Source organism: Agrobacterium sp. GD03872 (genome assembly GCF_029840625.1).
GTDB classification, from domain to species: Bacteria; Pseudomonadota; Alphaproteobacteria; order Rhizobiales; family Rhizobiaceae; genus Agrobacterium; species Agrobacterium fabrum_A.
The window spans coordinates 1-13422 of record NZ_JAOCCY010000013.1; the positions used below are offsets into that span (position 1 = coordinate 1).

The 13422-nt window shown below is 55.6% G+C and carries 12 protein-coding genes; 6 read left to right on the top strand and 6 right to left on the bottom strand.

The features are described 5' to 3' along the window. Positions 1–1027 precede the first annotated feature (1027 nt). Both N5D22_RS21100 and N5D22_RS21105 read right to left on the bottom strand, forming a co-directional pair. On the bottom strand, positions 1028–2752 hold the full coding sequence (locus tag N5D22_RS21100) for a hypothetical protein (protein ID WP_279657878.1): 1725 nt from the start codon (positions 2750–2752) through the stop codon (positions 1028–1030). Further along, on the bottom strand, positions 2739–3776 hold the full coding sequence (locus N5D22_RS21105; RefSeq protein ID WP_279657877.1) for a site-specific DNA-methyltransferase: 1038 nt from the start codon (positions 3774–3776) through the stop codon (positions 2739–2741). Before N5D22_RS21105 ends, N5D22_RS21100 begins: the two co-directional genes overlap by 14 nt. A gap of 475 nt (positions 3777–4251) precedes the next feature. On the opposite strand from N5D22_RS21105, the gene N5D22_RS21110 reads away from it, so the two are divergent. Next, positions 4252–4614 (top strand): hypothetical protein, encoded by a 363-nt coding sequence (locus tag N5D22_RS21110; protein WP_279657876.1) that lies wholly within the window; start codon positions 4252–4254, stop codon positions 4612–4614. 62 nt (positions 4615–4676) lie between these two features. On the opposite strand, the gene N5D22_RS21115 is transcribed toward N5D22_RS21110, so the two are convergent. Both N5D22_RS21115 and N5D22_RS21120 read right to left on the bottom strand, forming a co-directional pair. Then, on the bottom strand, positions 4677–5600 hold the full coding sequence (locus N5D22_RS21115) for an SRPBCC family protein (RefSeq protein ID WP_279657875.1): 924 nt from the start codon (positions 5598–5600) through the stop codon (positions 4677–4679). Next, positions 5597–5938 carry a metalloregulator ArsR/SmtB family transcription factor gene (locus N5D22_RS21120; protein ID WP_279657874.1) on the bottom strand — a complete coding sequence of 114 codons (342 nt, stop codon included), beginning with the start codon at positions 5936–5938 and terminating at the stop codon, positions 5597–5599. Before N5D22_RS21120 ends, N5D22_RS21115 begins: the two co-directional genes overlap by 4 nt. Before the next feature lie 285 nt (positions 5939–6223). Here N5D22_RS21120 and N5D22_RS21125 point away from each other — a divergent pair, with 285 nt between their 5' ends. The 3 genes from N5D22_RS21125 to N5D22_RS21135 all read left to right on the top strand — a co-directional run bounded on the left by N5D22_RS21125 (position 6224) and on the right by N5D22_RS21135 (position 9202). Continuing rightward, positions 6224–6442 carry a hypothetical protein gene (locus N5D22_RS21125; protein WP_279657873.1) on the top strand — a complete coding sequence of 73 codons (219 nt, stop codon included), beginning with the start codon at positions 6224–6226 and terminating at the stop codon, positions 6440–6442. Positions 6443–6488: 46 nt separating this feature from the next. Next, on the top strand, positions 6489–6893 hold the full coding sequence (locus N5D22_RS21130; RefSeq protein WP_279657872.1) for a hypothetical protein: 405 nt from the start codon (positions 6489–6491) through the stop codon (positions 6891–6893). Positions 6894–7174: 281 nt separating this feature from the next. Further along, entirely contained in the window at positions 7175–9202 is a 2028-nt protein-coding gene (locus tag N5D22_RS21135) for a hypothetical protein (protein ID WP_279657871.1), read from the top strand. 41 nt (positions 9203–9243) lie between these two features. Here N5D22_RS21135 and N5D22_RS21140 read toward each other — a convergent pair whose 3' ends face one another. After that, the gene (locus tag N5D22_RS21140; protein WP_279657870.1) at positions 9244–10056 is read right to left on the bottom strand and encodes a nickel-binding protein; all 813 of its coding nucleotides are present in this window, start codon (positions 10054–10056) and stop codon (positions 9244–9246) included. A gap of 240 nt (positions 10057–10296) precedes the next feature. On the opposite strand from N5D22_RS21140, the gene N5D22_RS21145 reads away from it, so the two are divergent. Continuing rightward, positions 10297–11361 carry a methyltransferase domain-containing protein gene (locus N5D22_RS21145; protein ID WP_279657869.1) on the top strand — a complete coding sequence of 355 codons (1065 nt, stop codon included), beginning with the start codon at positions 10297–10299 and terminating at the stop codon, positions 11359–11361. A 49-nt stretch (positions 11362–11410) separates the two neighbouring features. On the opposite strand, the gene N5D22_RS21150 is transcribed toward N5D22_RS21145, so the two are convergent. After that, positions 11411–11869: an Lrp/AsnC family transcriptional regulator gene (locus N5D22_RS21150; protein WP_279657868.1), complete on the bottom strand. Its 459-nt coding sequence runs from the start codon at positions 11867–11869 to the stop codon at positions 11411–11413. Positions 11870–11995: 126 nt separating this feature from the next. Here N5D22_RS21150 and N5D22_RS21155 point away from each other — a divergent pair, with 126 nt between their 5' ends. Beyond that, the gene (locus tag N5D22_RS21155; RefSeq protein ID WP_279657867.1) at positions 11996–13279 is read left to right on the top strand and encodes a cystathionine gamma-synthase family protein; all 1284 of its coding nucleotides are present in this window, start codon (positions 11996–11998) and stop codon (positions 13277–13279) included. The last annotated feature ends 143 nt before the right edge of the window (positions 13280–13422 follow it).

Here is a 13422-nt window from a genome sequence, read left to right on the forward strand (position 1 = left end):
CTGATCTCCGCTCTAATCAATTCCATCTCACTCATATAGTTTCCGCGCATAATCATTCTCCAGCCATATCGGCAATTTCAACATAAAAATCATATATTTACACGTTATCGTCCCGCAATCCGCAAATTGCAGGCCGTAAAAGCAAGATTCTGGTCACAGATTTTCATCCGCTCTCAATATTCCTATACAATTCAATGCGGCATATATTTTATACGCTTCCGCATATATATCTATATAAATATATGTTCATGGAATCCTCCCGGGTCGAAGGTGCACTCCCCTCTCTATCTCGGCTTCCAAATCCGAATTCTTCTTCTGGTTGTATAAATATTGCTTCTTGCGCCGACGATTCATAATCTTCGCCACCCTTCGCCTCATCAGGGCTGTATCTGCACGAGCTGGAAGAACGTACATTTCATAGAGACCCATTTGAACACACCTTTCCTATCACGCGACGCAGTTGCGACCGTGTCTTGAGCTTCATCTCTTTTCCCATCAGCCTTTCAGCTCAATGGGCATTGCAACGGGGCACTGAAAATTGCCACCTGGGGGAAGTAAAGACACTTATCAGTGCCCCGCATCAGAGCAGTATATGCCTAGCAAGCCAATCCTTTAGCAAACGACCTTCAGAGAAATAGAAAGGCCCACCACAAACCAATCCATCACTCCTCCGCCGTTATCGAAGGACACTCACCGTCAAACCCCGAATGCGAGAGTGACCGTCCCCTCGCACAACCGGCGCTGATCCAGCATAAAACCGGAACGTCTCCCGGTTCATAGCGAAACAGGGGCAGTATAAGTCATGCAAATAAAGCGGGGATGCCCGGGCAACAAAAAAACCGAAAAATACACGGAGATCGCGCCAACGCACTAGAAAAATATAAATATCCTACGCGGGAATACACAGATAAAAATAGCCGCCCCTCAAACAATAAAAATTTAGTTCACATCATTCGGAAGCGCAAATGCGAATTCCTATCGACAGAAAAGCTCTACAAACCTTATTGGGAAGGGTTCATTCTTATACTCAACCGGAGAAGTAAGTCTTGAAGATCGCAGTTGACATCACGGTATATTGGCTCGACCGATAATTCTCAAACGGAAAATCTTCCAAACCGGACAGACGATCGTGCAGATTCTGAAAGGTCATCTCCACCCCAGCATCCAAAACTTGTCTCATGGCTCCAATGAGACCGTTAACGACTGTAGGCGTAAGAAGGCGATCGTGTATCGTTCGAGAGGTAGTCCACTTCTCCGCCGGCAAACGCGATTTCGCAGCCGCAAAAAATAGCGCAATCTGGTTCGAGCAATAGTCGACGTACCGCTTGCGCGCATCATCGTTCTCCAAGCTGACAAAGGTATCTTTTTCAGCATCCGTCCAACGCGCAAAAAGAGGTCCAGGAGCGCTAGGTCTGACAAGTGGCCGAAGGCCATAGCTAACCACAGAAGTTGTGCGCAGACCGCCACCATCGAAAAAGTTTTGGGAGAACTTGCTGGCTAAAACGCCATTGCCATCATTTAATTTATCCAAGACATCTCTGGCAATAGAATCGGTGAGGAAAGGTCGGATAAGTTGATTTATCGCCTGTTTGAGTTCGGACTTCGCATTTGACTGCGTTGAATTAATTTCTAGAAACAGTCCGGCCTCGAACCGGGTCTTTTCTGTATCCCTGACGTTGTCGGGATATATGATGCCGGTCACCAAGAGATTCTGTTGTGAACGCAAGGCACCAATAACGTTTTCATTAGCTCCACCTTCATAGTAAGAAAAAACACGATGCTGACCGTCGATAACCCCTACCGAATTGAATTCGCTAGGAATGGATATTACAGCTGGCTGTGTTGAGTGAATAGTTGTTGTATCGATCGTATTATCGTTAGAATCGAGGATTTTTGTACCGGCCGGAAGAGTAACGATGATGTTGTTCACAAACACCCGCTTCTGATCGACAAGATATTTTCGAATGGAGTCCAACTTGCTTCGCAAGATCATTCGCTGATACAGGCCGCTACGATCCATCCACCCATCCCTACGAAGCACATAGGCTCGCGATAATAAGGCTGATGGTTGAATGTAGAAGGAAACGACTTTATATCCCTTCGGGAACTTAGAGTGATGCTCCGGAAGAACTGAGCCATTGAATGGGTCCCGCGATGAGGAATTCGCATTGAGCGCCCTGTCGGCAAAAAACTTATACTCAACATCGAGGAACGCCAACAATTCGTGCTGAGCGGACCGGCGCACTGTCTTCGTCAAAAGTTTAAAGTACCGTACTATGCTGTAGTCCATAAACAGAGCATGATTAATCTGACTTTTTAATTGAGGATGAACAACATTTAAAGAGCAATACAATAGTATAACACGAATTTGGTTATCACTATACTTGCCATCTATAGACCCATTTAAATTGAGCGGTGCACCTCGCGCGAACTGAATGAACTCCGCATCGTTTTTCTTAATGCGATCATACATTAGGTACTTTTTCTTAGCATGCTCCGAAACGTCGTTTGCGGTAGTGTACTCGGCGAAGACAACAACGTTCTCCAAAAAAAAGACATCGTCAAAATCTGAAGTCACCCCACCGTACGTAAACTCTTTGTCAGACGCACCCTCAGCACGATGGAACCCCGCTGCGAAGAAGATTTCTCGGACATCTCGCCGATGACGCATCTGTAGGTTTCGCTTAGCACGCTCCTCAGGACTCAAAACCTTCTTCTTGGATTTAGCGCCCTTACCTTTAGCTCTCGCCATCTTCGCCTCCAGCAAACCCCGTTTCAGACTCCACCTGGTCTCGTCGCCATTCGATGGGAACCTGAGCAACGCTTTCCGTGGACCGGGGACGGCGAACGGGTTTGCCCAATGGTCTTAATGGTAGATCGCCCGTCGCATATTTAGTGATGCGTTCCTCGGCAATCGCGAGATAGGGTAAATAACGGTCAATGCCGATTGCGTGTCGCCCATGCTTAATTGCAGCAATAGCGGTTGCACCGGTTCCAATAAAGGGATCTAGTACAGTCTCTCCAGCTTTACTGAGTGCCAGAACACAACGCTCCGCAAGTTCCACTGGAAACTGACAGGGATGCTCAGTATGCTCGGGGTGCCTCGCCTTGACGTTGGGCACATCCCAAACCGGGTTGTTCTGAAAATCTTCAACAGCCGAAAACTCCCAGTAATCTGAAGGGTTCTTTCCCAAGGGATTGCCGCTAGGTTTCCCGGCTTTTTCCCCTTTCGAAGCGCTATGGCGCTTGCCGGGGTAAAGCTGGGGAATCCGGACGGGATCTAAATTAAATGTATAGGTGTCTGTTCTACTGAACCATAGAACGGTCTCGTAACGACCGGAGAAGCGTTTGTCAGCATTGTAACCGAAGTTGTAACGCCAAATAATACGATTGCGTAGACGAAATCCCAAACTGCGAAAAATTTCAATGAAGGGCACATCGAGCGGGTATAACTCCCCACCAGTTATGTAGGTGCCGACTTGCCAACAAACAGAAGCATTCTCAGTGAGGGCGGGCAGCATAGTCTCAATGACTTGCCTTTGCCAGGCTAGGTATTCGTCGTAAGAGCGCTCATCCTCTCGTTCGTAGGGCTTTCCTATGTTATATGGCGGTGAGGAGATGACCAAGGCGCAGGTAGAAGGCTCGAGACGCCGGAGCTGCTCGAGAACATCACCGCCCATAAATCGCGCACCACCAAGCTCGTTGTCAGAGATGACGCTATCTTTCTTTGCAAAGGCCATTTCTTCGCGCGGCAGTTTATCGACTTTACAGAGCATTCAATGTTCCGGAACTATGCAGCTTACGGCTCGATATTTTTCATCGCGGGTAAAAGTTACAAACCCCACATGCTATTGCAAGCCATCCTGCAAATCGCCTTATGCCCCAAACCGCTTCTAATAACTCCTCGGTAACTCAGAAATGATTCGCGGGCAAGCCAATTAAACCCTAGGCTGCATCTAGTGAACGAGTTAATGCCGTTTTGGAATTTGGCCGCATTGCGAAAGTCACAACAGCTTACAAATTGAAAAACCTTAGAACTGCAAGCCAACAGAGAGTTCCGTCTTAGCTTCTGAATGGAAGGAAGGCACTCGGCAGTTACCCTTATGGTTTGTCACCGCCGGGCCGGGAATCGCTCACGTTATTGGAACAAGGACAATAGCGCTGCAAGGGAGCAAATCGCTGTAGCGTTTACTTCGCCAACGGGGCACAATATTTCTAGTCTAACGAGAAAACACGAATGAGGATCAGGAATTGAAGGTCATCACAGGAACCGGATTTGCCGCTACCGCAGCACTTTTTTCCAGCTCTGTTGCCTTCGCCGCGCCAACATATCTCAGTTGCGAGTTCGCAAGTTCGAAAGGGACTCCTCAGGTGTTCAATTTCGCTCTCGACGAAGCCGCCGGGACATTTGGAGTGTATGTCCCGGCTTCTGGAAGTCAGAGAATGGAGAAAGGCACCTTTGCCGGTGGTAAGGCGAGCCTGAATGAAGGCTCGGTGGCATGGGAGATCGATATCGCCAAAGGTTCAGTCATCCGCGATAAGCGCATGGTTGGCGAGAAGGATGGCGGGACCTGCAAGACGATCTCGCACGCGCAGAGCGGCTTTGAAGAGTAATGCCGGTCTGGACAGGAGCCAGCATCGAGACCTCTGCACAGGGAGCTGACGGCACGGCGCATCTATAGCGCCTTGGCGAAGCGTTCCAGTTTGCCCAGCGTTTGCTGACCCAGCTCCACGGCGCCGAAACCCTTCGCTTGCTGGAACTCGGCTTCCGTGCTGAACACCATGCCCAGCACAACTTTCGTCGCGCCATCCTGATCTTCGAAGGAGGCCCAGGCATCGGCATGTTTCGGCCCGTTTTCGCCCCACAGCAGCGTATAGGCGATCCTCTCTTCGGGCCGGACCTCGACATAACGATGATGGTTCGGGAAGACTGTGCCGTCAGGGCCGATCATGTCAAAAACCCATTCACCGCCGGTCCGCAGATCAATCCTCTTCGTGCGGCAGGAAAAGCCTTCAGGGCCCCACCATTGCGGCAGCGTCTTTTCGTTCATCCAGGCTTTCCAGACGATGTTTCGCGGCACCTTTATCGTTCGCTCCAGCACCATGGTTCGCCCGGCCACGCTGGCCAGATTGTTGAGACCGGCGCTGAAACCTTGTTGATAGCCAGCGCGCATATCCTTGGCCGATGAGGAAAGCTGCACCGTTACGGTCAAGCAGCTACGCTCTTCCGCAGCCTGAAAATCGGCAGTCACCAGCGCCGCCGATTGCGTTACGCCGCCGGATGAGACCACCTCGTAATTCACGCTGCGGCGGGTTGGCTGCAACTCCAGCCAGCCGCATTCACAGCGGATATCCGGCTGGCCGGCGACCTTGCAGAGCGACACTTCGCGACCGCCCAGCCTGCTGTCCGCCTCCAGGAATTCCACGGTGACCGAGGGCGAGGGAGAGGCCCACACCGCCCGGGCGGCGGGTGATAGCCAGACCTGCCAGAAAGCCGATAGTGGAACGGCAATCTCCCGTTCGAAGCTGAGCGTTGCAAAACGGTCTTGCGGTTGATGCGGTTCAGCGCGTGCGCTTTTTTGATCCGGTTTCGTTGTCATTCTGAATCCTCCTTCATGGCCTGCATTGCAAATGCCTCCAGCCGGTCAAGCCGGCTCTCCCACACGGCCCGCTGCTCATCGAGCCATGTGCTTACCGGCTCCAGCGCTTCGGGCACGATGGCGCAGGTACGCACCCGACCATCCTTGGACGTGACGATCAGCCCCGCCTCCTCCAGCACGGAAAGATGCCGCATGACCGTGGGCAGACGCAGCCCCGTGGGAGCGGACAGTTCCATGACCGGCGCCGGCCCGACGCCAAGGCGCGCCAGAATTGCCCGCCGCGTCGGATCGGCCAGAGCCTGGAAGATCAGTGAAAGGTCCTGATGATGCTTAGTCATATTGCTAACTATCATGTTTCATCGTGATGGGGCAAGGAGAAACTTAGCAAATCGACTAAGTTTTCTCGGAAGAAATGCTCCCGGGGATGAAATGCGGATGCATCGCCCCGCCATTTCATTTGGGCATGATTGCCTTTCCCTTCCTGCGCCTGACGAATGGCAACGGCTGACAGATACAACTTCATGACTGAAAACAGGCCATCAAAAGTTGCAGAAAAAGATTGACTCTCGCAGCCGTGTGAGTGAGCTTCGCCAGGAAAAAGACGGGGAAAACATCAAATCATCATGTCACCAGAACGCTTTAATCAATGCCTGCGGGTGATCCGCTGGACACCGATCAATATTGCGTCCGCGCTGCAATGCGAACTTTCATGGATTGAGGCGCTGGAAACGGGCAACGAGGAGGTTCCCGCTGGCCTGGCGACATGGCTTGAAACGCTGGCGCAAGCCCATGAAGCTCTTCCGCCTCCTTCCACCTACCGAGGAAAACGGTCTGCCTTCTGATGCGGCCGGCAGTCTTCAGCCTTCACCAATGATGGGATTATTCGAAATGAAATATGTCATAGCAGCTCTTGGCCTGTTTGCCTTCTCCAGCCCCGTCCTCGCCGCTTCCTGCGAGAAGAACTTCACTGTCTCAGGCGTGCCGATGGTGACGCCCGTGTCTTACAAGTCGTGGCAGGAACTGCCGAAGGCGAAAGCGTCAGCCGTGCTTCAAAAGCTCGCGCAGGCCGTGGCGGCGGAAGGTTTTTCAGGTATCCAGATCAACAAGGCGCTGTCTTCCATCGACGCGCACCAGGACACCAGCGGCAGCGGCAGAATTCAGACGCTGCGGGTCGTGGCCCGGCAGAAAGGCGCCGCAGTGCGGATCGATGCCGTCTTCAACATTCAGGTGGGACAGATCGCGGACAAGAACGTCGTCCGCACGGGCATGTGCAATATCCTCAACGGTGCGTGAACACCGTAAATAAAACTGCCTTTCACAGCCTCGATGGCGGCGCGAAGCGGCATCCTGCCTCACCGCGCCCGCCGTGCGGCCGCCCATCGAGACGGTTCTGCCAAGGGCCCGCCGTCGACCAAAAGCCCACCCTTCCGGACGGCGATGACGGGCATCAACGCCCCGGCTTTCGGCAGGACATGCCCTCTCTTCAGCAGACCACATGGCGGGGACCACTTGATAAGCAACTTCTGCGTGCTTAAAAGGCGGCCAATATCAGTTCGTGAGAGAGGACACACTTCGTGGAACAGGAAAACATCCAGACCGGCAAGGGTCGGCGCAGGGCGCTTTGGGCGGCGGTTGCCATCATTGCCATTGCCGCCGCGGGCGTCATCGGCGGCAAGACCTTCTACGAAGCAAAGGTAAAGGAAATCGTTGCCCGCAGCGGCGCGACTGCCCGTTCCGTGGAGGTCGATTTTCTCGGGAAAATTCATGTTCGCGATCTGACATTGCCGCTTGAAGACGGCAAGACCATCAAGATCGCGGCTATCGACGGACGCCCGAAGCTTCCATTCCTGGACGGCGTGCTTGACATGGGTAACATCGATATCGATGTGCCCACCGGAAAGATTTCGATGGCGCAGGCGCGCATCGAAAATGCCGCTTTCGCAAAGCCGGAACAGGCGGAAGAAAACGGCGGCTCCCTGCCCCGGCGCATCGCGCGCTTCGCGGCGACAAGCATCTCCACGCCCGAGGTGACGTTTGCCCAGTCCATCGCCACCACCGAGCAGAAGACCGTTTACAAGAACCTGGCGCTCTCCGATATCGCCGGCGGCCGCATTGCCCGATATGCGATCGACAATGGCAGCTACGATATCAAGATGCAGCTTCCCGACAGCGATGGCGCGATGCAGGAAAAGCACATGGTCGTCTCGACAGGCGTGATCGCCGGCGAGGGTATCGACGTCGCTTATCTCGCGCGGCTTTATACGGAAAAGGCGGGCCCGGACGACAAGGAGGCGAGACCGCTCTACGGGCCGCTCTCCGTGCGGACGGTTTCATTCTCCGATGGAGAAGGTCATTTCAGCTACGATGAGATCCGCAGCGATGGTTTTACCGCCCGCATGCCGTCCGAGCCGCTGCTGGATACCCTGAAAGCGCTGACGGCGACCCAAAACCCTGATGAACTTTCCCCGCAGGCACGCCAGGCGCTTTTCACGAAAGCCGTCTCCATTCTCGACATGATCGGCAAGAGCGACATGCAGCTCATCGGCTTCAAGGCCGACGCGCCGGACAAAAAAGACGGGGCTGCCGGCAAAAGGGTCAATGTCGCCATCGACCGCATCGACATGCAGATGGACAGCCGCAAGCTCGACTTCGGCATGCAGGGCATGTCGATTGGAAATGGCGAGGACAGGATCGACGTCGCGGAGGCGAGCCTCAAGGGTTTTGACTGGAGTTCGACGATCAAAGGAATTTCCGAGATCATCGCGCTCGACGAGACGCAGATCGAGACCTTCCAGTTCAACCGCCTGATACCGGAACTTGGCAGGGTGCGCTTCGGCGGCATCAACGTCGATATCGCCGCGCCGGAAAAGCCGGAGGAAGAGACGGAGGAAGAAACGGAGGAAGAAACGGCCGGTACGCCGGAGCGTATCAAATTCTCGCTCAAGAATTTCGAGATGGGGCTGACCAAACCCTTCAACGGCATTCCGACCGATATCGAGATCAGGCAGGACGAGCTCACGCTTCCGATCCCGGCGGACTCGACGGAGGAGGTTTTCGTTGAAGCCCGCAAACTCGGCCTCGAAACGCTGGCCTTCTCTTATGGTCTCGCCGCCGGCTGGGACGAACCGAACAGCAATCTGGTGATCCGTGATATCTCGCTCAGCAGCAAGGATTTCGGCAGCGTCAATTTTGCCGGTCTGGTCAGCGGCTTTACGGAAGAGTTCTTCTCTTTTGACGTCAATCGCGCCCAGGCGGCGCTCTTCGGGCTCGCCGGCCGCGAGGTGAAGCTCACGATCAAGGACGAAGGTTTGATGGCCAAGGCGATCAAGCTTTATGCCCTGCAGAACGACATGACGGAAGATCAGGTACGCGCCACCCTGGCGCTGGTGACGAGCGTGATGTTGCAGCAGGTGGCGGCGGAACAGCCGAAGCTGCAGGGTGCGGTGGAAGCGCTGGTCCGCTTTCTCAACACCCCCGGAACCCTGACGGTAACGGTCAAATCCACCGGCGCAAACGGCCTCGGCATTTTCGATCTGGTTGCCGCCTCCGATAACCCGATGGGGCTTCTGGACAAGGTCGACATTCAGGCAACGGCCGAATAAATCGGCGATTTCTGCCCCTTCGGTGGCTGCACAAGCCGTAGCTAGTGCAGCCACTCGCAACTATAGGCGAGGACGGGCTCGGCAAAGCCTTTCAACCTGTAACGATCGCCATGCACGAGGACATCGGCGCCGCCATATTCCTGAAAAGTCTTGTCCGATATCAGTATCTGGTCGCTCTCGGCTGCAGCGCAAAGCCTTGCCGCCAATTGCACTGTCGTGCCGAAGAAATCATTGCTGTCCTCGATAGGCTCCCCGCAATCCAGACCGATACGGATATGGATGGGCTCGCCCCTGTCGCTGTTGTAACGATGGAACTCGCGCTGGATATCGATGGCGCAATCCACTGCAAATGGCGTGGAGGAGAACACGGCCATTATGCCATCGCCGGTGTGCTTGACCTCCCGTCCCGAGCGTCGACCCAGACAGCCACGCACGAGGGCATCGTGCGCCCTGATGAGTTCTGCCGCCATACGATCGCCGAGGCGGGCCGTCATTTCGGTTGAACCGACTATATCCGTGAACAGGATCGCACGGTGGCCGGCATCCATTTTTTTCGTGGCGGCCACGACCGCCACGGGATCCTGTATGCGCCCGAGAAACGCTTCTACGGCCGACAGGGCGACTTCCACCACTTCGCTGGCGATAAAGCCATGCGCTTCCCGATGCACGCATTGCGCGGTTTCAGCATCCGGGGCATCGATGAGGCAAAAGGCCGTGCCGCGCCTTTCATCAAACCAGTAGGTCAAAAACCTGACGCCGTACTGATCCTGGATGTTGAGATCTTTAAGGTGTGCCGCGGCGATATCCGCCGCTGAAACTCCGGCAAGCTCGTGCCGGTCCATGAAGATAGGCATTGGTTTCCTCCCAGGAGTATATCGTTGCCTGCTCTTCCAGCCAGTTTACGACTTCCCCAAACCATCGTCTATCGCCCGCGTGGGTGACCCTGACAGGGGCGCCTCACCGGAAAGGGCGATGGTCGTTCGCGTGACAATTTCGGGGCATTCGGCTATGTTACATGGTCTACGAGCATCCACTGACGCAAGCAATTTGCGGTCAGCCTTTGCCCGCCAACGAAGCGAATTGGGGGGAATGCGATGACACCGCTCGACGAAACCAAACTACATTCTTTCATTGGCAAAATGCTGGGCGACCTTGGAGGCGCCTTCAGTGTTCCAACCGTCAGGATCGGCTTGAGACTGGGCCTGTTCGATGCGCTGCATCGGGTGGGGCCGGTGACCTCCGCAGGCCTGGCGGCGGCTTCTGGCGGTCTCTCCGAGCGATATGTGAGGGAGTGGGCGCTGGCACAGGCGGCGAACGGCTATATCGACTATGACAGCGGTTCCGAGATGTTCAGCCTCTCACCCGAGCAGGCGATGGTGTTCGTCAACAAGGACAGCCCCGTCTATCTGGAAGGCGCTTTCGACCTAGTGGCCGCGATGATCGAGGGAGAGCCGAAGGTTGAGCGCAGCTTCCGGACCGGCGGCGGGGTGCGGTGGGGAGACACGGCAGGTTGCCTGTTCTGCGCGACGGGCGCGTTCTTCCGTCCGGGATATGTGAACAATATCGTGCAATCCTGGCTGCCTGCCCTTCAGGGCGTCGAGGAAAAACTGGTGAAAGGCGCCAAGGTGGCGGATGTCGGCTGTGGCGTTGGCTTCTCGACAATTCTCATGGCCGAGGCCTATCGCAACGCCAGCTTCATCGGTTACGACTTCCATGAGCCATCCATAGAGGAGGCAAACAGACATGCCCGAAGCCATGGGGTGAGCGACCGGGTGACGTTCGTGGCGGCGACGGCCAAGGACATCAGGGATACGGATTTCGATCTGATCACCAGTTACGACTGTCTGCACGATATGGGTGATCCGCGTGGCTGTGCGGGGCATATGTCGCGCATTCTCAAAAAGGACGGCACCTGGATGATTGTCGAGCCCATTGCGGGAGACCGCCCGGCGGACAATATGAACCCTGTCGGCCGCCTCTATTACAATGCATCCACCATGATCTGCGTGCCGACATCGCTTGACCAGGAGGTGGGTGAAGGATTGGGGGCGCAGGCCGGGGAAGCGAAGCTTTCCGAGGTCATCCGCTCGGGTGGCTTTACCCATGTCAGGCGGGCCTTTACCGGGCCTTTCAACATGGTGCTGGAGGCGCGGGCCTAGGAGGTTCTGCAGGGCCGAGCCCGGTGAAAATGGTTCCAGCTGGCGGCGCTCAGATGCGCCGGACCTTGATCGTATTCATGACGAAGCTGGTCTCGATGGTATCGACACATTTCAGCTTGGCAATCTTCTCCTTGATGAAGCGCTCGTAGTCCTCCAGCCCGCCGCACATAACCTTCAGCATGTAATCCCTCGAACCGGTGACGAGGTGACATTCGAGAACCTCGTCCCAGTCCAGAACGGCGGCCTCGAACATCCGGATTTCATCATCGTGCTGGCGGCTGAGGCGAATGGAGGCAAGGGCGGTCATGGTCCATCCCTCGATGGCCGGATCGACGACCGCGGAATAACCTTTGATCACCCCGATCTCTTCCAGCCGTCGCAGCCGGCGCAGGCAGGCGGATGCCGACAGACCGACCCGCTCGGCCAGTTCATTGTTGGTGATCCTTGCATCGGCGGATAATTCTTTCAGAATCCGTCTATCGACCGTGTCTGCAACTTTTTGCGACATAAGTGGGAATTCTCCGCAATATATTGCTTTATCAGACATGGATGCGCTTCAGAATGCAAGGTATTTCGGCTGGATTGCATGTAAGCTGCGGAGAGTTCAAAGCCTGTCGAGGAGGATCTACCGGACATGACCGCACCACATCCGTCGAAAACCCATATCGGCAACCACGCCCTGCATCCCGAAACCCAGATGCTCAATTACGGCTATGATCCGGAATTGTCTGAAGGCGCCGTGAAGCCGCCGGTGTTCCTGACATCGACCTTCGTCTTCAAGTCGGCGGAGGACGGGCGCGACTTTTTCGATTATGTCTCCGGGCGCAAGGAGCCGCCGGCAGGCCGGGGCGCCGGCCTCGTTTATTCCCGCTTCAACCATCCTAATAGCGAGATCGTCGAGGATCGTCTCGCCGTCTACGAGCGTACGGAAAGCTGTGCGCTGTTCTCATCCGGCATGTCCGCCATTTCGACGACGCTTTTCGCTTTCGTGCGGCCCGGTGATACCGTGCTCCATTCCCAGCCGTTGTATGGTGGCACGGAGACGCTGCTGGCAAAGACCTTCCACAATTTCGGCGTTTCGGCCGTGGGTTTCGCCGACGGTGTCAGCGAGGCCTCGGTGATATCAGCCGCGGAAGAGGCGATGGCGAAAGGCAGGGTGTCCGTCATCCTCATCGAGACCCCCGCCAACCCGACGAACAGCATTGTCGATATCCCGATGATCAGCCGTGTCGCCGACATGATCGGCCAGAAGCAGGGGCACAGGCCGGTCATCGCCTGCGACAACACGCTTCTCGGCCCGGTCTTCCAGCGGCCCATCGAGCACGGCGCCGACATCTCGCTCTATTCACTGACAAAATATGTTGGCGGCCATTCCGACCTCATTGCCGGGGCAGCGCTTGGCCGCAAGGATGTGATGAAGCAGGTGAAGGCATTGCGCGGGGCGATCGGCACGCAGCTCGATCCGCATTCCTGCTGGATGCTGGGGCGCTCGCTTGAGACGCTGCAGATCCGGATGGAGCGGGCAAACAGCAACGCCCAGCTGGTGGCCGAATTTCTGAAGGCGCATCCCAAGGTCGAGAAAATCCATTACCTGCCGTTCAACGATCCGGCATCTCCGGTTGGCAAGGTCTTTGCAGATCAATGCACCGGCGCGGGATCTACCTTCTCCTTCGACATAACGGGCGGGCAGGCTGCGTCTTTCAAATTCCTCAATGCCCTCACCATATTCAAACTCGCGGTCAGCCTCGGCGGCACGGAATCCCTCGCCTCCCATCCGGCAACCATGACACATTCGGGTGTCCCGGCGGATGTGCGCCAGCGCATCGGCGTGCTCGATTCCACCATCCGGCTGTCCATCGGCATCGAACATCCCGACGATCTGATCGCCGACCTCGCCCTCTCCCTGGATGCGGCCTGAGAAAGAGGCAAAGCCCGATTCCCGTTGATTTCGACTCCCGAAGCAACCGATGGGAACGCCGAACAAAACGATGGCAAGGATGATATTTGCTTTGCTGTCGCCCCGCGCGCATGGTACCGGCATCAGCAATGGCCGACGGTATC